Source organism: Dyella sp. 2RAB6, from assembly GCF_052115385.1.
In the GTDB taxonomy this organism is placed as follows: Bacteria; Pseudomonadota; Gammaproteobacteria; order Xanthomonadales; family Rhodanobacteraceae; genus Dyella_D.
Map to the genome: position 1 here is coordinate 105,492 of NZ_JBFRGP010000012.1, position 18,317 is coordinate 123,808.

Consider the following 18,317-nt stretch of genomic DNA (forward strand, 5'->3'; position numbering starts at 1 on the left):
GCCCGTGCTGTACTCGGGCGGCTTTCGGCGCTGGGCCGATACCGGAGAACCCGGCATGATGCAGATCGATCGCCCCAGGCAGCTCGCCTGGTGCCTGCTGGCGAGCCTCGCGCTCGCCACGCCTGTTGCGGGAAGAGAGGCCATGAGCGACACGGATGCAAGCAAGGTGTTCGCCGACGCGCGCGTGAGCGCGCTGGTCGATGCCGCCACGCACGGCGACGAGGAACGCGTGCGCGCCTTGAGCCAGCAAGGCGCCGACCTCAACGCGCAGGGCGAGCGCGGCGTCACGCCGCTGGAATGGGCGCTGCTGCACAAGGACCGCCGCGCCATGGAAACCCTGCTGCGCGCCGGTGCCGATCCCGCACGCCCCGGCGTGGGCGGCGCCACCGTGCTGCACCTGGCGGCGATGGCGAGCGATCCCAGTTACCTGCGCCTGCTGCTCGACCACGGCGCCGATCCGAACGCACCGCACGGCATCACCCAGGCGCCGCCGCTGGATGCCGCGCTGATGAACCCCGGCGACGACGCCTTCGACCTGCTGCTGGCGCACCACGCCGACCCCAACCGCGCGGACCGCCTGGGCAACACGCCGCTGCACGTCGCCGCCAAGGTGCATCGCACGCATTGCGTGTTGCGCTTGCTCGAAGCGGGGGCGGATGCGACGCGGCGTAATCAGCAGGGGGCGACGTTCCAGACTTACTTCAACATCCTTCCCGCCGGTGGCCTCAATGCCAGCGCGCGCGCGCAGCATGAGCAGGTGCATCAGTGGCTGCGGCAGCACCATGTGGCGGTAGAGCAAGGCGTGCAGTAACGCGTAGGTTGGGGTGAGCCAAAGGCGAACCCCAACAAACCTCACACGATGATCGCCCCGTTGGGGTTCGCTGCGCTCACCCCAACCTACGGCGCGTCCGGCGCACTGCCCCACAGATACCGCGGCGGCAGCCGTCCGCGAAATTCCGCCCAATCCACCGTCTGCGGATACCGCGCCCGCCCCGGCTCGCACAATGGCAGGCGCGGCCCACGACGCGGGCGGCAGCGGGTGCTGAGCTTGCGACTGCGGCGGCGCATGGCGGCCTCGGCGGCGCGGCGGCGGCGATCGCGGTCTTCCTGCGCTGCCTCGGCCTCCCCGGCGCGCTGTTCGCGCGCCGGCTTCACCTCCGCTTCGTTCGGACGGCGTCCGGCAGCCGCGCGTTCCTCTTCGCCGACCGCGCCCACGCGGCGCATGCGGTCCTGCACCAGGGTGAACTGCAGGCTGCGGCCCGCGCCCAGGTCGATATTGCGGCCCGCACGCATCGCAGCGGCCTGCGCGGCCACCGCCTGCGGGTCGATAAAGCCCGGCGTCTGCACGTTCGCCGCACCGGCATTGCCGGCTGCGGCCTGGCCGAGCTGGGCCATCAGCAGCGCCATGATCTGCAGCTTCGCTTCGTTGCCGTCGACGGCCGCCGCGGCCACGCTCCAGCCGGCCGGCGACAGGCCTTGCGGCACGGCTTGCCAGGCCATCGGCGTGGCCACCAGCGCAGGGCGCGTGCTGTCCAGCCAGGGCATCGGCGGGGGCGGCGGTACGGAGTCGTTGCCGTGCTGGTGGTTCATCGCCGCCTGCGCCAGCACGCCGGCGGCCTGGGCGAAGCTCAGCACCATGCCGTCCGCGCGCGCGGCGCCCAGCGAGGACGCCGGCAGGCCCGTCGCGACGGTGCCGCCGCGGTCGGCGCCTTGCACATAGTTCACCGGCGCGCTGCCGGGCGCGGTGCCGCCGGGCCAGCCGGCGAGCGGATTGCGCGCGGCCTGCGCGGCTATGTCGGCGCTGTTCAATGCGCCGGCGGCGATCAGTGGCACCGCCTGCAAGTTGGCGGTCGACAAGGTCACGCCCAGCTGGATGCCGTCGATGCGCGCGGTGCCGCGCAAGGCGTCCGCCAGCTCCGGCAACAGCGGCAGCTCGTGGCCGGACGGATTGCCGACCTGGCCATTGCCGCGATCGCCCCAGTTGCCGTTCAGATCGCCAAAGCTCGATACCGGCAGCTGCACCGTCAGCCCCGCGCTCAACGGCGTGTTGGCACTCATGCCGGGATTGACCCGCAGCAGGCCATCCAGCGGCAGGCCGAGCTTGTCGGCAATGGTGCTCACCGTGTCGCCGGGCGACATCGGGAAGCTCAGCTGCACGTGGCCATTGCCCTGCGCGCCGTGGCCACCGCCCAGCAGCTGCAGCAGGGGGTCGTTCTTGAAGACGCCGCTGATACCCATCGCCAGTCTCCTCAGCTCAGCAGGGACGGATCGATTTCCAGCTCGCCCAGCTGCCGGCTGGCGAAGCGCTCGATCAACTGCGGCGCGCCTTCCAGCAGCTGGCGATAAGCATCCGGCGAACGCGTGTCGGCGCGCAGCTTCCAGCCCTTGTCGGTGCGGCTCAGCCACAGCTCGGTGCCGGGCAGCACGCCGTTCTTCAGGGTGATCATGATTTCGCGCGACTGCGCACTGCTGCGCGCATCCGGCACCAGCAGCTGTTTCACGTGGCGCTCGATCAATTCGGCCAGCGCGGGCGCCAACGCAGCCTGCGCGGCAGGCGCCGGCTGTTCGGCACCGTGCAGCACGATCTGCTGCGCCTGTTGCCAGGCCTGGGCACCGGCACTGGCCAGGCCCTGCCCGTCCGGCTGGCCGCCGCTGTCGGACGACGTATCGCTGCCGCTGTCGCGCTCGCCGTCGCGCGGCGGCAACGCGGTGGCCTTGCCGGCCGCGGCGTCGAGCTGGCGTTGCAGCAGTTCGCGCAAGGCCTTTTCCTGATCGCTGGCGGCCAGCCCGTGCGGACCCGCGGCGATCTCGTCGCCGTCCTGCGCATCCTGGCCCTTGCCGTCCATCAGCTTGCGGAAACGCTGGATGTCCTCGCGTCCGCGCGCCGGCTCGTCCTTGGCGCGCTGGGTCGACCCGTGCGTGTGCGCGGCAGGCGGCGTGGTGTGGGTGGCGGTGGTGGCATCGTTGCGCATAAGGACCTCAGTTCGTCGGTGCGCGGCGCAGGAACAGTTCTTCCAGGCTCTGCTCCTCGCTCCATTCGATGCGGCCGCGCATCTCGCGCAGCCAGCCTTGCTTCATCTCGTCCACGGCGTCGAGCTTGCCGCGCGCCTGCCGCCAGGCGGCGGCAGCGCGGTCCAGCGCGTCCTGGGTCTGCGCGCAGGCGATCTCGCGCTCGTCCAGTTCGGCGCGGCGCTGCACGATCTGATGATCGAGCAGCGCCAGATGACGTTCGTAGCGATCGATCGCCAGCGCGGTGGGCGCGCCGTTGGCGAACATGCCGGTCCAGGCACGGTCGGCGAAATCCTGTCGCGCGAACGTGGCCTGCTGCAGGCGTTCGTCCGCGGCGGCACGGTCTTCCTCAGTCAGGCGATGCCGCTCGCGGCATTGCTTCAGTTCCGTCTCCAGCGCGTGCAGGCGGATGCCGCGCACCGTGCGCAGCGGTTCCAGCGGGAATGAGCCGGCGCTCATGTGCACACTCCGGTCAGGCGCGTGCGCGTGCCGGCGAAGTCGGCCGCCTCGTGCGTGCCCTGGCGCAACAGTTGATTGATGGCGTCGATGCGCGCGATCGCGGTGTCGGCATCGGCATCGCCGCCGGGTTTGTACTCGCCCAGCTGCAACAGCATTTCGATGTCGCGGTACTTGGCCACATAGCGGCGCAGCAGCGAGGCGGCGCGTTGGTGGGCGCTGCCGGTCACCCGCGGCATCAGGCGGCTGGCGCTGGCCAGCACGTCGATCGCCGGGTAGTGCCCGGACTGCGCCATGCGGCGCGACAGATAAATATGGCCGTCCAGGATCGACCGTACTTCCTCGGCGATCGGATCGCTGCCGTCCTCGTCCTCCATCAGCACCGTGTAGAACGCGGTGATCGCGCCCTTGTCGTTGGTGCCGGCGCGCTCGAACAAGCGCGGTAGCGCGGAGAACACCGACGGCGTGAAACCGCGCCGCGACGGCGGCTCGCCCATCGCCAGGCCGACGTCGCGCAGCGCGCGGGCGAAGCGGGTGATCGAATCCATCATCAGCAGCACGTTCATGCCGCGGTCGCGGAAGTATTCGGCGATCGCCGTGCCCAGCCAGGCCACGCGGCTGCGTTCCAGCGCGGGCCGGTCGGAGGTGGCGACCACCAGCACGCTGCGCTTGAGGCCTTCCTCGCCCAGGCTGTCGTGCAGGAACTCGCCCACTTCGCGGCCGCGTTCGCCGACCAGCACGATCACGTTGACGTCGGCCTGCGCATTGCGCGCCAGCATGCCGAGCAAGGTGCTCTTGCCGCCGCCGGCGACGGCGAAGATGCCGGTGCGCTGGCCGCGGCCGATGGTGAGCGTGGCATCGATCGCGCGCACACCGGTGGGCATGGCCTGGTCGATCATCTGGCGGTTCAAGGGATTCGGCGAGGGCGCATACAGCGGCACGCGTTCGACGTGTTCCAGCGGACCCCGGCCATCCAGCGGATCGCCGTGCGCATCGATCACGCGGCCGAGCAGGCTCATGCCCGCCGGCGCGGTGGCCTGCTTGCCGGTGGCGGTCACGGTAGTGGCGGTGGAAATACCTTCCAGCGGGCCCAGCGGCGTGAGCAGCGTCTGATGCTGCGACACACCCACCACTTCGGCCGGCAGGCAGAAATCGTTGTCGGGCTGTTCGAGCATGCACAGCTCGCCGATCGCCGCACGCACGCCGGTGGCGCGCACCAGGGTGCCGTAGGCCTCGGCCACGCGGCCCACGCGCTGCAAGGTGTCGCGCCGGCTCAGCGCGCGCAGCAGCGGATCGTCCGCGGGAACCGCGAAGGCCTCGGGCACCGGTGCGTCGGGCTGCGGCAGGCTCATGGCGAACCGGCCGTGCTGTGCTCGGCGGCGGCCAGGATCACCCGCGCCTGCTCGAGCTGTTCGTTGAAGCCGGCGCGCACCATGCCGCCGGCGGATTCGATGATGCAGTCGAAGCGGTCCAGGTCCGGGTCGCCGATGATCTCGGTGTCCGGCGCCGCCGCCGCGCCCAGCGCGGCTACTTCGGCGCGCGCCTGCTCGGCCACGTCCGGATGCACGCGCACCAGCAGATGCGGTTCGAACACCAGCTTCTGCATCGCCTCGGCCACCAGCGAGGCGACCAGGCGCTCGGCGCCGATCGCCGGCGCGATATGCCGCACCACCGCGATGGCGATCTCGCTGGCGCGCCGGCGCAGTTCGACCGTGGCGGCCGCACGCGCCACCACCAGCGCCTCCAGCGCACGCGCGCAATCGCGCAGGCCGCGCTCGCGGCCTTCGACCAGGCCTTCGAACTTGGCCTGCCCGCGGATCTGCTCCACCTCTTGCTGGGCCTGGCGCAGGATTGCGTTGGCCTCGTCCAGAATGCGCTGCGCTTCCTGCAGCGGCGCCCATGCGGCGGCCGGAATCACGCCGCCGTCCAGATAGAGCTGGAAGCGCTCGCGGTCGACGAACATGGCCTGGGCGTTCATTCGGCGGCTTCCTCCGCGATGGGTTGCAGCGGCGCCGGGGCCAGCAAGGCCGGCACCGTGGCGGCCGGCAGCCAGGCTTCCTTGGCGCAGGGCAGCGCCGGTGCGGTGGCGTAGGCCAATGCCAGACGCTCGGCCAGGCGCGGATCGTGGCGGCCGGCGTAGCCGAGGAATTCGATCTTGCCGCGCTCGTAGGCGGCTTCGCGCAGCGCATGCGCATCGCGCTCGCAGCGCTGGATCAGCGCGCGGCCCATGTTGCGCACGGCCTCGGGCGCGGGGCCGCGCCAGGGATCCGCTGCTTGCGCACGGCGCCAATGTTCAAGTCCAAGCGCTTCACGCAGGAACAGCACTTCGCTGCGTTCCACCGTGACGCGCACCGCCGGACCCAGCGCGATCGCGCCAAGCACGCGCGTGAACGCATCCAGCTCGGCGTGCGGCCAGTGCAGCCAGGGTTCTTCGTCCGACCACATCGCCCAGCGCTCGTGATCGGGCGCGAACACACGCGGCTGCGCACGCAGCGCGGCACGTGCCAGTTGGCGGCGACCGAGCGCGGACGTGCGCGCACGCTCCAATAGCGGCGCCGGCATCGCTACGCAACGCAGCGGATGCAGGCCGTCCAGCGCGGCCCGCGCCTGCACGCGACGCATGGCGCGCTCAGCGCTCACCCGATGCCTCGCGCCGCATCACGCCGCGCGACGGCTGACCCATCAGCGCACCGCGATTGCGCCACAGCAGCAGGCCGGCCAGCAAGACCGCCAGCGCGGCCAGGCCAATCAGCAGGATCGAGGCGACGTCGCCGCGCATCACTCCGGAGTGCGCCTGCTGCACCGGCACTTCGCTCGGCGTGCGCTGGAAGAACTGCACGGTGACGCGACTGGGATCGGTCAGGCCTTCGGTACCCGTCATCACGGTCGCCTTGATATCCGGCGCGCGGCTTTCGATGCCGGCATTGGGACGGGCGATGATCACCACCGAGGCCGAACCACTGACTGGCTTGTCGTCGATCGGGCTCTTGTCGGGAATCGACAGGTAGACATACGCATCCACCACGCCATCGAACTGCCGCAGCGTATTGCCCAGCTGCTGCTCGCGCGCATAGATGAAACGCTGCTTGTCCTCCATCGGCGAGGAAACGAAGCCGTCCTTCTTGTAGATCTGCGCGATGTTGCCGATGCCCTGGTGCGGCAGGCCGGCGTCGCGCAGCACCGCCACCGCGGCGGGCATGTCGCGGCGGTCGAGCATGACCCGCCAGCCCTCGCCGCGTTCGCCGGGTTCCTTCTGCGCGTCGAGGCCGGCGTTGATCAGCGCGGCCACCACTTCATTGGCCTGCTGCTCGTCCAGCTTGGCGTACAGCACGTCGCGGCTGCAGCCGGCGAGCAGCCCGAGCACAAAGGCCAGGGCCGCCAGCCGCAGGGCGAAGGTCGCGAAACGCTTCATCATCGCTGCAAGACCTCAGGACTGCTGACGGAACAGCTGCTGCACGCCTTCCGAACTGCGGTTGGCGACATTGCTGGTCAGTTCCGCCTGGAACACCAGCTCGTGGCACTTCAAGGTCATGTCGATGACCTGGCTGGGCGACAGGTCGCGCCCGTTCGCCTTCATCGCCTCGGACAAGCGGCCCAGCTCGTTGGCGCGGCCGTTGAGCGAGTCGAACTGGCCGAGCACCGCCTTGAACTCCGGCGACATCTCGTGCGGCACCGGCGTCACCTGTCCGCCTTGCACCGCGTTGGCGGGCGCGGCGTCGGCGAAGCTCTGGCGGAACTTGGCCACGTCGTCGGCGTGCGCCGGCGTGGCTGCCTTCGGCTCGATGGGCGCGAACTGGCCGACGTTGACCAGTTGGGTGGGATCCACGTTCATGCTCTTGCCTCCTGGCAGGTGGCCGGATTACTGCTTGCGTCCGAGGGTTTCCAGCGCCTGGCCGACCGCGTTGTTCGAGGTCGCCGCGTTGGTGGAAAGGAACTGCATCTTCAGGCTCTCGGCGGTGAGCTGGGTCATCACCGAAGGCTGGTCCGAACCGTTCTCGCTCACCTGCGCGGACAGCTCGGTGACCTTCGAGGCCTGATGGTCGAGCGCGTTGCCCCAGGCCTTGGCCATCGCTTCGAACCAGCTCTTGGACTGCTCGTCGCTGGCCGAACGGCCGGCCGATGCCGAACCGCCGGCGATGGTGCTGTTGATGTTGGGGAACTGGCTGCCGCTGCCGTTGATGCTGTTATTGCTGCTCATTGCTCGTCTCCTGGTGGTGACACTGCTCGCTTCAACGCCCACCGCCGGCCGGGGTCTTCGCACCGATGGCGACGACCTTGGCGGGAATGGCGGGCGGCTCCGGTACCGGCGCCGCCGCGGAAGCGGCGGACTCCGGCACGGCCGGCGGCAGCAGTACCGTCGCAGTCGCTTCGTCCAGCGGCTGCGGGGTCTGGTAGTCGTCGGCCTTGTCCAATTGCATGTAGCGGTTGTCCGGCATGCGCAGGAGGATGGTTCCCTCCGCGCTCACGGCGAGGAACACGCCGCCCTGCGGCAGCTTGTTGCCCACGTAGTAGCGCGACTCGTCGCGCGTCACGAGATAAGGCTCGCGCCCGCCGACCACGTGGCGGATGCGCTTGCCCGGATCGGGCTTGACCGGATCGGGCGCGTGTTCGTCGTAGTTCTTCAGCGCCAGGGCCAGGCCCAGTGCATCGGCGTTGAGGCTCTGCATGTCGGCCGAGCCGAGCACGTCCTTCTTCACCTTGTCGGCCTTGGCGATATCGCCGAAGTGGCCGCCGACTTCCACGCCGCCCTGGTCGAGCAGCCGGGTCTGCACCGTGTAGCCATGCATGGCGAAGATGTCGTTGACCTGCTTCTCCACGCTGGGCCAGTCGCGCACCGTCAGCTCGGTGGTCAGGCCCGCTTCGGACAGCTTGCGCTTGAGCTGTGGCAGCTGCGCGGCATTGCCGACCAGGCCGCGCAACACCACATGCCCGCCTTCGCCGGCCGCGGCGCTGACATGGCGCAGCGAGAGTCCGTGCAGCACGGCGCGCACGCGTTCGAGCTGGTCGGACATGCTCGCCGCGCGCACCGTCACCGGCGGATGCGTGACCTTCCAGCTGCCGGCCAGCACCAGCGCGGCGACTGCCAGCAGCAGGCCGGCCAAGGCCAGTACGCCGCGGCGGCGGCCGGCCAACTGGCGCTCGGTCAGCGCGGGCAAGGCATCGCCGCCCACGCCGGCCAGGCTTTGCCAGCGCTCGCTCCAATGCGGGCCGACCGCGAACTGCACGTCGCCCAGGCCGACCAGGGCGAAGTGTTCGAGGCTGACGTTCTCGCCGACCGCGATGCGGCCGTCGTGAGTTTCCACTTCGCCGTCCATCGCGCGCAGCAGCACCTGGTCGCCGACCACGGTCAGCACGCAGTGATGGTTGGCGATGCCGCTGTCGTTGAGGATCAGATCGCAGTCGTCGGCCTGCCCGATCATCAGGATGCCCCGCTGCGGCAGGCGCAGCTCCGCCCCCGCATGCAGCCCGCTGAACACGCGCAAGGCCAGCTGCACCTTGGGCGGCTGGCTGGGGCGTTGGCGGGTGGCGGGCAGGGCGCTCATGGCATTACTCCGGGGGACGCTGCTTGGGCGCAGGAACCGGCGCCGCCTGCGGCGGTTGCTGCACGATCACCGGCAACGGCGCCGGCTGCGTGACCTGGCTCTTCTTGTGGTTCCACCAGGCCTCGCGGCTGGCCTGCTGCTTGTCCAGCTGCTCCTGGCTTTCCATGCTCACCTGCGGCGAGCTGGGCGTCTGCTGGCCGTTGATGCGATTGAGCAAGACCAGGCGCGGCGTGATCAGGAACAGGCGCTCGGTATGCGCGCGCTGCTTCTGCACCGTCTTGAACAAATAGCCCAGCACGGGGATGTCGCCGAGCAGCGGAATCTTGTGCTCGTTGTTCTGCGTCTGGTCCTGCACCAGGCCGCCGAGCAGCAGGCCCTGGCCGTCCTGGATCACCGCCTGCGTGTTGACCGCGTTCTGGCTGACGATGGGATACGAGATGTCCTGCGCGTCCTTGGCCGAGTAGGTGATGTTGCCGTCCTCGATCTGCACCATCATGCGGATGCGCGGCGCGCCCTCCTCCATTACCAGGTGCGGGGTGACCCGCAGCGTGGTGCCGGCGGTGACGTTGTAGAGGTCGGAGTTGTAGGCGCCGGAGACCGGCACGTAGACCGACTGGTTGCTCTGGATCACCGCCTCGGTGTCGTTCATTGTGATCACCTGCGGGCGGGTGACCACGTGCGTGACGCCGTCGTCTTCCAGCGCATTGATGTTCGCCACGAACTTGGCCGGATTGCCCAGGATCGTGCCGATCTGGAAACCGTTGTTGAACAGCGGCGGCAAGCCGCTGGTATCGCCCAGGCCCAGCGCCGCCAGCAGCAGGCCCTTGTTGTAGAGCGCCTCGGCCGGGGTCTGGTTGCCGCTCATGAAGCCCACCGTGGTGCGGTGGTTGCGGTAGAACCAGTTGATGCCGAGCTGGCGGGCCTTGGTCTTGTCGACGTCGATGATGGTCGCTTCGATCTCGACCATCTGCGGCTGCACGTCGAGCTGGCTGATCAGCTCGTCGTACATCGGCAGGCGGTCCGCGGTGTCGCGCACGATGATCGCGTTGCGGAAGCTGTCGGCGACGATGCGCGTGTCGCCGCTGCCGGCGATGGCTTCCACGCCGCCGCGCTGGGCGGTCGGCGCCAGCTGGGCGGCAGGTGGAGCGAGACCGTCGTCGTCCTGCTGCGGCGGCACCGTGTAGTTACCCAGCGGCGGCGGCGGCTGTTGCCCCTGGCCGGCCAGGCCCTGCCCGCGCAGGCCGCGCTGGCGCGCCGAGGCCAGCCGCTCGCTGGCGCCGTTGAACTGGCCGTAGCTGGCGGGATCGCTGACCAGCGCGCGCAGCACGCTGGCCACGCCCGGCACCGTCACCTGGCGGTTGCCCAGGTTCATGGTGGTGTCCGAGGCCCAGGCGTACTTCAGCGGATAAAACTTGAAGCGGGTGGTCTCGCGCTGGCCCAGGCCCGCGATGGTCAGCGACATCTGCTTGACCTGCTCGGCGAAGCGCTTGCTGCCGGTGATGCTGACCAATCCGGTGCTGGGTTCGAGCTTCCACACGTTGCCGGTGGCGGCGTCGGCCCAGTTCACGCTGCTCATGGCGGAGATGAACTGCTGCTCCAGCGGCAGCGGCACGCTGGTGTAGTCGGTGACGCGCTCCGAATCGAGATAGACGTAGACGGCCGAACCGTCCCAGTACGCCAGCAGCCCGTTGGTGTCGGCGATGCGGCGCCACACCTGCGCATAGGTGCCCTTGAAGGCGCCATTGAGCGTGCCGTTGCGCGCGGCGACCTGCGGGCTCAGCACCACTTCCAGGCCCTGGTCGTGGAAGAAGTCCGGCAGCATCTCGCGCAGCGTCTTGTCGGTCTGGATCTCGGTGCTGCTCTTCTTGAACGGAATCGCGGCCGCCTGCGCCAGCGCGGCGTACAGCATCAGGCCGAGCAGCGCCGTGCAGGCCAGTGCCCGCCGGGTGCCCGTGCCCATCTTCCTGCCCCTGTCATAACCCATCGCTACGGATTCCTTGCCTGTCGAATGTGGCGGCCGTCAGACGGCCAGTTGTCCCACCGGCACCAGACGCAGGTCGGGTACCAGTTCCTGATAAGAAAGCACCGGGATGTCGGCGTACTCGGCCTCGGTGAGCTTGCGCAGGTGGCGGCGCACGTCCATCGAGCTGAGCAGCACCATCGCGCTGCCGTGCTCGCCGCGCGCGTGCTCGCCGACCTGCGCCAGCAGGCGCGCGGCGAGATCCGGCTCGACCGCCAGCTGGGTGCCGGCCGGGCCGGTGTGCACCGAGCGGCGCAGGCGTTCTTCCAGCTCCGGGCGCGCGACCAGCACGCGCAGCACGTGGTTGTCGTCGGCGTAGCGGTAGCTGAGGTGGCGGCGCAGCGCCATGCGTACGTATTCGGCGACCAGCACGATGTCCTTCTCGCGGCTGGCCGCGTCGGTGATCGCTTCGAACACGTCGCGCAGCTGGCGGATCGGCACGCGTTCCTCGACCAGCCGCTTGAGCACTTCGGCCACGCGCTGCGGCGAGACCACGCGCAGCATTTCGCGCACCAGGTCCGGGTAGTCGCGGCTGAGTCCGTTGGACAGGTTGGAGGTTTCCTGGATGCCGACGAACAGCGACAGATGCCGCTCCAGCGACAGCCGGATGTGTTCGTGCAACACCTGCGGCGCTTCCAGCGCCTTGGCCTGGCGCGCGCCGTCGCGCGGCAGCCAGCGGCCGGGGAAACCATTCACGCCTTCTGGCGCCAGCGCGCCGGTTTCCGCGGCGGGCGCGGGCGGCAGCGCGGTGCGGCCGGGCAGGAACAGCTGGCCGGGACGCAGCGCGCCATGCGCAATGCGCACGCCGTAGGCATACAGCGCATAGCCCTGCTCGGGCAGGTGCAGGCCGGCGCGCAGCGCGGGCTTCGGCAGCGGCACGCCGTAGTCCTCGCGCAAGCCGCCCACGACCTGGCGCAGCACGTTGCGCACCTGGTTGCTGCCCAGCGCCTGCAGCGCCGACATATGCACTTCCAGCATCAGCGGCGCCGAAGGCAGCAGCACGTCGCTGTCGGCAACGTCGGGCGGCAGCAGTTCGGCCTGGCTTTCCGGCACCTTGAACAGCCGGCGCAGGAAGCCCACCCGCTCGCGCATGCGCCAGGAGGCGATGCCGACCAGGGCCAGGCCCAGCGGCAGGAACACCAGCGCGGGGAAGCCCGGCACCAGCATCATGCCCAGCGCGATGCAGCCGATGATCATGGCCACCCGCGGCTCGCCGGAGATCTGCCGCGCGATGATCGCGCCGAGGTTGCGGTCTTCCTCGTCGCCCGCGGTGCGGGTGACGATCAGGCCGGCGGAGATCGAGGCGAGCAGGGCCGGGATCTGCGCGACCAGGCCGTCGCCGATGGTCAGCACGCTATAGGTGTGGACGGCATCGCCCACGCTCATGCCGTGCATCATCACGCCCACGCCCAGGCCGCCGAGCAGGTTGATCACGATGATCACGATGCCGGCGATGGCGTCGCCCTTGACGAACTTCATGGCGCCGTCGAGCGAGCCGTGCAGCTGGCTTTCGATCTCCAGCAGGCGCCGGCGGCGGCGCGCCTCGTCTTTTTCGAGCAGGCCCGAGCGCAGGTCGGAGTCGATCGACAGCTGCTTGCCGGGCATGGCATCCAGCGAGAAGCGGGCCGCCACTTCGGCGACGCGCTCGGCGCCCTTGGCCACCACGATGAACTGCACCACCGTGATGATCAGGAACACCACCAGGCCCACGATCAGGTTGCCGCCCACCACCATGTTGCCGAAGGTGTCGATGATGTGGCCGCCGTCGGCATTGAGCAGGATCGAGCGCGTGATGGCGATCGACAGCGCCAGGCGGAACAGCGTGGTCAGCAGCAGCACGCTGGGGAAGCTGGAGAACGCGACGGGGGCGGGGATATAGATGGCGAGCAGCAGCAGGCCGACGCCGATCAGCATGTTGAGCGCCACCAGGGCGTCGATCGCGATCATCGGCAGCGGCAAGATCATCAAACCGATGATCGCCACCACGCCGGCGACCAGCACCAGGTCGCTATAGCTGCGCGAGCCGCCGGCGCCGGGCGCCAGCCGCGAAAGGATCGCTTCAAGCGCCATGGCGCACCGCTGCGGCGGGACCGGCGGCGACTCGCTGTGCTGGCAACCTGATTGGCCTCGCCACGCTGACCACGCACACCACTCCGGCTAGCGGACACACTCGTCCATTGAGCGAATGGAAACGCCCTTTCCACTGCCGTTGCCGATGCCGATGCCGCCGCGCTCTCACGGCGCGATCCACTTCAGCCTCACGCCCCCTGTCGGCGCTCGGTGAAGTGGCAACCTACACAGCGCCCCTGAAAATCGGTACCTAGGGAAAACCCTAGGTTTTAGAATTCACCTTCGTGAAAATGAAATTCACGACACACACATAATCGAAAGTTTTTTCCGAATCACACTGTTTGCGTGATATTGATCACGCTATTTGACGGTGTCATCTCGCCGTAATTCGGCGATCAGCTCCACCCGCTGCGCAGTGACGCCGAGCACCAGCCTGCGTTCGGCCGCGTCCACCACCACCACGCGCTCGCGGGCGCCTACGGCAACGGCCTGAACCACCTTCAGCGGACCGCCGGGCCCACGTAACGCTTGGCCCTTGCGCAGCCACCACAACCATGCCAGCAGGGCCGCGCACACCGCTATCAGCGGTAATAAAAGGCCGATCCATAGGCTGCCGCCTTCCGGTGAATCGGTTGCAAATGCGACCGATGGCCAAGTTAATCCGGCCATGACGTTGCTAAGTAATCTCTTCATGGCATTATTCCCATTCCAAAAAATACAAATAAACCTGCCCACCGTGTCATTCGTCAGGGGGACGAAAGCGCGACACACCTGATCGATCAAGGATCGTCACGATGCCTGTGACCCGGATTCACCGCAAGCCGACGCCCGCACGGAACGCGGCCGCCGACGCAGCGCAGGGATATGCATGGATCGACGCCGTACCGTGGCCGTGCATCGTGTTCGACCGGCACGACGGCAAGCCGCTCGCATGCAACGCCGCCTTCCGCGACGAGTTCCCCCAGTTCGATAGCGCGCCCGCGCGCGAACACTTCGATGCCGCGTTCGAACGCACCGGCGGCCAGGGCGGCAAGCCGATCTACTACGCCGCGCAGACCCGGCGCTGGTACCGCATGGACGACGGCCAGCCGACCATCGGCGCGCCGGGCGAAGCCTTGTTCATCACCAACATCAGCGAGTGCATCGACCTGCTGCGCCGGCACCAGGCGCAGCACGAGCAGCTGCTGTCCACCTCGCGCATGATGAGCGTGGGCGAGATGGCCACCACGCTGGCGCATGAGCTGAACCAGCCGCTGGCCGCGGCGGTGAACTACTTGAGCGGCTGCGAGCAGCTTGCGGGCGAAGCGCCGGCATCCGGCCACCTGCTGCAGGGCATCCGCCTGGCCAAGCGCCAGGCCGAGCGTGCGGCGCAGATCATCGGCAGCATCCGCGAGTTCGTGCGCAGCCGCGAACCGCATCGGCAGAACCTCGACGCGCACGCGCTGGTGCATGGCGTGATCGAGCTGTTGCGGCTGGAAGCCGAACAGTTCCAGGTCGCCATCGTCGACGCGCTGCCGGCGGACCTGCCGCCGATCTTCGCCGACCGCGTGATGATCGAGCAGGTGCTGCTGAACCTGATCAAGAACGCGATCGAGGCGATGCGCGAGACACCGCCGGCGCGGCGCGACATCCGCGTCACCGCGCGGGTCGACTACGACGGCATGGTCGAGATCCGCGTGGTCGACCAGGGCTGCGGCCTCGGCGCCGCCGACATGCAACGGCTGTTCACCCCGCTGTACACCACCAAGCCCGACGGACTGGGCATCGGCCTGGCCATCTGCCGCTCGATCGTCGAGTACCACGAGGGACGTCTGTTCGCCGAACCGAACCCGGAAGGGCACGGCGGCTGCGCCATGGCGTTCACCGTGCCACGAGGGAACGTTGCATGACATCGGCCAACCATGGCACCCGCATCTACCTGGTGGACGACCACCAGGAGTTTCGCGACTCCTGCGTGTGGATCCTCGAGCAGACCGGCTTCGAGGTGCAGGCGTTTTGCAGCGCGGAGGCACTGTTGAAGGAACTCACCCGTACGCCACCACCGGCGCGCAGCTGCGTGGTGAGCGATATCCGCATGCCCGGCATGAGCGGGCTGGAATTGCAGAGCGAGCTGGCGCATCGCGGACTCGCGCTACCGGTGATCTTCGTCACCGGCCATGGCGACGTGCCGCTGGCGGTGGATGCGATGCGCCATGGCGCGGCCAATTTCATCGAGAAGCCGTTCGACGCGCCGCTGCTGATCGAGGCGATCCAGTCCGCGCTGTCGGCGCATGCGCCGCAAGCGGCCTCCGGCGCACTGGCCAACCTGACCCGGCGCGAGCGGCAGGTGCTGGACGGGATCATGAGCGGCAAGCTCAACAAGGTGATCGCCGACGACCTGAAGATCAGCCCCAAGACCGTCGAACTGCACCGCGCCAACCTGATGGCCAAGCTCGGCGCGCACAACGTGGTCGAACTGACCCGCGCCGTACTGGGCCAGGCTTGAGCATGGTCGCCATGGAGGCCGTACCGGCCCTTCCCCCGCCTGGCGAGGGCCTGCTCGCCGCCGCCCGCGCACTGCTGTCGCGCGGCAACGCGCTGGCTTATGCCGACGCGGTCGGCGTGCTCACCCTGCAAGCCGGACGCGGCCAGCGCCATGCCGCCGGCCTGCCCTGCCTGCGGCTGGATCACGCGTATGGCTCGTGCTGGCTGGCACTGGAACAGGAGCGCGGCGAGAGCCCGCTGGGCGATGCGCGCTGGCAGGACTACGACGGCGAGGCGCGCCTGCTGGCGTGGTCGCTGTCGCATGAGTCCATGGTCGCCGCGCTCGGTGCGCTGCTGGGCCAGGACGCCTTGCCCGCCGCTTTCCTGCCGATCGGCGGCGAGCGCGACAAGCTCTGGCTCCGGCTGCTGTGGCAGGAACACGACGGCGGCACGGTCAGCGGCTGGGTCGGCCTGGCCGAAGCCGACCTGCGTGCGCTCGCGGCGCGTACCGAATGGCGGCAGGACCCGTCCTCGCCTGCCTTGATCGGCGATGCCGTCTCGCTGTCCGTACGGCTGGTCGTGCCCGGTCACACGCTCGATGCGGCCACCGCGGCCGCGCTGGCGCCCGGCGACGTGCTGGTCGTCGGCCACGAAGCGGATTGCGAGGCGCGACTGCAGCCGGACGACGAAAGCGCACGCCATGTATTCGGCCTGCCCGAAGGCTGGCCGGTGCAGCGGCGCCAGGGCGAATGGCAGATCTCGCAGCGCCCTTTGCTGACGGCCGGCAATGAAGCGACGCGGCCGCTGTTCCTGCTGACGCGCCTGAGCATGAGCCTCGACGACCTCGGCGCACTGCGCCCGGGCAGCGCGCTGCAGGTCGACGGCGCACTGATCGGCGCCACCGTCGGGATCATGTTTGGCGGACGGCGCTATGGCGAAGGCACAGTGGTGCGGCTGGGCGACTGGCTGGGCGTACGTATCGCGCAAAGGGACTGAACATGGATTTCAATAATTTTTCGCCAGCGCTCGTCATCACCATGGTGGTGGCGCTGGCGATGGCGCCGTTCGTCGCGGTGATGGTCACCTCGTTCACCAAGATCGTGGTGGTGCTGAGCCTGCTGCGCAACGCGCTGGGGCTGCAGCAGGTGCCGCCGAACGTGGTGATCAACGGCTTGGCGATCATCCTGTCGATCTATGTGATGAATCCGGTGATGTCCGACAGCTACCGCGACGTGCAGACCCAGATGAGCACGCAGGCGCCCGGGCCGATGACCATGGAAAAACTCGGCCAGCTGGTGCAATCGGGCAAGGAGCCGCTGCGACGCTTCCTGATCAAGCACGGCAACGAGAGCGAGCGCGGTTTCTTCCTGGCCAGCGCCAAGCGCCTGCTGCCGGCGGATCGCCAGACCGACCTCAGCAACGAGGATTACCTGGTGATCGTGCCGGCGTTCACGGTGAGCGAGCTCACCCAGGCGTTCCAGATCGGCTTCCTGATCTTCTTGCCGTTCCTGGTGATCGACCTGGTGGTGTCCAACATCCTGTTGGCGATGGGCATGATGATGCTGTCGCCGACCATGGTGTCGCTGCCGTTCAAGTTATTGCTGTTCGTGCTGCTCAGCGGCTGGGCCAAGCTGATCCACGGCTTGGTCATGACCTATCAATAGGAGGCCGGCATGTACGACCAGGAAATCCAGCTTGCCCGCGAAGCCTTGTGGCTGGTGCTGGTGTTGTCCGCGCCGCCGATCCTGGCCGCGGCCATCGCCGGCCTGCTGGTGGCGTTCCTGCAGGCGGCCACGCAGATCCAGGAGCAGACCTTCCCCTACGCGGTGAAATTCCTGGTGGTGGTGCTGGCGCTGCTGGGCACGGCGGCGATGCTGGGCGGCACGCTGTTCAAGTTCGCCGACCGCCTGTTCAGCGGCTTCCCCGGCATGCTGCATTGAGCGCGCGATGACGGGGGACGCGTTTTCCGTCCAATACCTGGGCGACCAGCTCACCGGCGTGGCGCTGACTTTGCCGCGCATCGTCGCGGCCTTCCTGGTGCTGCCGCTGATGACCGCGGAGACGGTGCCGTCGCTGGTGCGCAACAGTTTCTATGTGAGCCTGGCGATCCTGGCTTATCCACTTGCCGCGGCCGCCAGCCCGGGCATGACGGTGATGACCGGCGTCAACTGGATCGGCGTACTGGGCAAGGAAGTGTTTATCGGCCTGCTGATCGGCTTCTGCTTCGGCATGGTGTTCTGGGCGCTGGGTGCGGCCGGTGCGGTGATCGACACCAAGGCCGGTTCGTCGATGTCGATGGACATGGACCCGATCGCCGGCCAGCAGAGCACGCTGACCAGCGTGTTCCTGATGCAGCTGGCGACGTGGCTGTTCATGACCAGCGGCGCGTTCACCGTGTTCCTGGACCTGCTGATGTCCAGCTATGCGCTGTGGCCGGTGGCGAGCATGCTGCCGCCGCTGAAGGCCGGCGGCATGGAGTTCTTTGTCGGCCAGTTCAATTACCTGATGACCGCCGTGCTGGTGCTGTCGGCGCCGGCGCTGGTGGTGATGTCGCTGGTGGATCTGGCGCTGGGGCTGGTCAACCGCTATGCGCAGCAGTTGAACGTGTTTGCGCTGGCGATGCCGATCAAGGCGTGGATGTCGACCTGGGTGCTGCTGCTGGCGCTGGGCGCGATGGTGGAAGTGGTGATGCGCAAGCTGTACGAGAACCGCGGGCTGCTGAAGGCGCTGCAGTCGATTCTGTAGTTACTCGCGCA

At 68.7% G+C, this 18,317-nt stretch carries 20 protein-coding genes; 7 read left to right on the forward strand and 13 right to left on the reverse strand.

What is annotated here, in order from left to right; translation table 11 throughout:
• The first annotated feature begins 55 nt into the window (after window positions 1-55).
• Window positions 56-811 (forward strand): ankyrin repeat domain-containing protein, encoded by a 756-nt coding sequence (locus AB4083_RS16650; RefSeq protein ID WP_441609200.1) that lies wholly within the window; start codon window positions 56-58, stop codon window positions 809-811.
• An 86-nt stretch (window positions 812-897) separates the two neighbouring features.
• Here AB4083_RS16650 and AB4083_RS16655 read toward each other — a convergent pair whose 3' ends face one another.
• From AB4083_RS16655 to fliO, 13 genes are all read right to left on the reverse strand, one after another.
• Window positions 898-2,238, reverse strand: a complete 1,341-nt coding sequence (locus tag AB4083_RS16655) for a LysM peptidoglycan-binding domain-containing protein (RefSeq protein WP_441609201.1) — start codon at window positions 2,236-2,238, stop codon at window positions 898-900.
• A gap of 11 nt (window positions 2,239-2,249) precedes the next feature.
• The gene (locus tag AB4083_RS16660; RefSeq protein WP_441609202.1) at window positions 2,250-2,972 is read right to left on the reverse strand and encodes a type III secretion HpaP family protein; all 723 of its coding nucleotides are present in this window, start codon (window positions 2,970-2,972) and stop codon (window positions 2,250-2,252) included.
• Between the two features lie 7 nt (window positions 2,973-2,979).
• Window positions 2,980-3,468 carry a hypothetical protein gene (locus tag AB4083_RS16665; protein ID WP_441609203.1) on the reverse strand — a complete coding sequence of 163 codons (489 nt, stop codon included), beginning with the start codon at window positions 3,466-3,468 and terminating at the stop codon, window positions 2,980-2,982.
• On the reverse strand, window positions 3,465-4,817 hold the full coding sequence (locus AB4083_RS16670; RefSeq protein ID WP_441609204.1) for a FliI/YscN family ATPase: 1,353 nt from the start codon (window positions 4,815-4,817) through the stop codon (window positions 3,465-3,467). Before AB4083_RS16670 ends, AB4083_RS16665 begins: the two co-directional genes overlap by 4 nt.
• Entirely contained in the window at window positions 4,814-5,443 is a 630-nt protein-coding gene (locus tag AB4083_RS16675; protein ID WP_441609205.1) for a FliH/SctL family protein, read from the reverse strand. Before AB4083_RS16675 ends, AB4083_RS16670 begins: the two co-directional genes overlap by 4 nt.
• A complete protein-coding gene (locus tag AB4083_RS16680; protein WP_441609206.1) occupies window positions 5,440-6,087 on the reverse strand; it encodes a hypothetical protein in 648 nt (215 codons plus the stop codon). Before AB4083_RS16680 ends, AB4083_RS16675 begins: the two co-directional genes overlap by 4 nt.
• Window positions 6,088-6,094: 7 nt before the next feature.
• Window positions 6,095-6,880, reverse strand: coding sequence for a hypothetical protein (locus AB4083_RS16685; RefSeq protein WP_441609207.1), 786 nt, complete (start codon window positions 6,878-6,880; stop codon window positions 6,095-6,097).
• Window positions 6,881-6,892: 12 nt separating this feature from the next.
• Entirely contained in the window at window positions 6,893-7,297 is a 405-nt protein-coding gene (locus tag AB4083_RS16690; RefSeq protein WP_441609208.1) for a hypothetical protein, read from the reverse strand.
• A gap of 27 nt (window positions 7,298-7,324) precedes the next feature.
• Window positions 7,325-7,663, reverse strand: coding sequence for a hypothetical protein (locus tag AB4083_RS16695; protein ID WP_441609209.1), 339 nt, complete (start codon window positions 7,661-7,663; stop codon window positions 7,325-7,327).
• A 31-nt stretch (window positions 7,664-7,694) separates the two neighbouring features.
• Window positions 7,695-9,008 carry an FHA domain-containing protein gene (locus tag AB4083_RS16700; protein ID WP_441609210.1) on the reverse strand — a complete coding sequence of 438 codons (1,314 nt, stop codon included), beginning with the start codon at window positions 9,006-9,008 and terminating at the stop codon, window positions 7,695-7,697.
• 4 nt (window positions 9,009-9,012) lie between these two features.
• Window positions 9,013-10,992, reverse strand: a complete 1,980-nt coding sequence (sctC, locus tag AB4083_RS16705; RefSeq protein ID WP_441609211.1) for a type III secretion system outer membrane ring subunit SctC — start codon at window positions 10,990-10,992, stop codon at window positions 9,013-9,015.
• Window positions 10,993-11,028: 36 nt separating this feature from the next.
• Complete coding sequence (sctV, locus tag AB4083_RS16710; RefSeq protein ID WP_441609212.1) at window positions 11,029-13,098, reverse strand: type III secretion system export apparatus subunit SctV; 2,070 nt, start codon at window positions 13,096-13,098, stop codon at window positions 11,029-11,031.
• A 360-nt stretch (window positions 13,099-13,458) separates the two neighbouring features.
• The gene (gene fliO, locus AB4083_RS16715) at window positions 13,459-13,791 is read right to left on the reverse strand and encodes a flagellar biosynthetic protein FliO (protein WP_441609213.1); all 333 of its coding nucleotides are present in this window, start codon (window positions 13,789-13,791) and stop codon (window positions 13,459-13,461) included.
• A 101-nt stretch (window positions 13,792-13,892) separates the two neighbouring features.
• Between fliO and AB4083_RS16720 the strand changes: the two genes are divergently transcribed.
• From AB4083_RS16720 to sctT, 6 genes are read left to right on the forward strand one after another with little or no spacing between them, the layout of a single operon-like run.
• Window positions 13,893-14,987: a sensor histidine kinase gene (locus AB4083_RS16720; protein ID WP_441609214.1), complete on the forward strand. Its 1,095-nt coding sequence runs from the start codon at window positions 13,893-13,895 to the stop codon at window positions 14,985-14,987.
• The gene (locus AB4083_RS16725; protein ID WP_441609215.1) at window positions 14,984-15,583 is read left to right on the forward strand and encodes a response regulator transcription factor; all 600 of its coding nucleotides are present in this window, start codon (window positions 14,984-14,986) and stop codon (window positions 15,581-15,583) included. Before AB4083_RS16720 ends, AB4083_RS16725 begins: the two co-directional genes overlap by 4 nt.
• A gap of 2 nt (window positions 15,584-15,585) precedes the next feature.
• Window positions 15,586-16,557, forward strand: a complete 972-nt coding sequence (locus AB4083_RS16730) for a FliM/FliN family flagellar motor switch protein (protein ID WP_441609216.1) — start codon at window positions 15,586-15,588, stop codon at window positions 16,555-16,557.
• A gap of 2 nt (window positions 16,558-16,559) precedes the next feature.
• A complete protein-coding gene (gene sctR / locus AB4083_RS16735) occupies window positions 16,560-17,225 on the forward strand; it encodes a type III secretion system export apparatus subunit SctR (RefSeq protein WP_441609217.1) in 666 nt (221 codons plus the stop codon).
• A 9-nt stretch (window positions 17,226-17,234) separates the two neighbouring features.
• On the forward strand, window positions 17,235-17,501 hold the full coding sequence (gene sctS / locus AB4083_RS16740; protein WP_441609218.1) for a type III secretion system export apparatus subunit SctS: 267 nt from the start codon (window positions 17,235-17,237) through the stop codon (window positions 17,499-17,501).
• Between the two features lie 7 nt (window positions 17,502-17,508).
• On the forward strand, window positions 17,509-18,306 hold the full coding sequence (gene sctT, locus AB4083_RS16745) for a type III secretion system export apparatus subunit SctT (RefSeq protein ID WP_441609219.1): 798 nt from the start codon (window positions 17,509-17,511) through the stop codon (window positions 18,304-18,306).
• The last annotated feature ends 11 nt before the right edge of the window (window positions 18,307-18,317 follow it).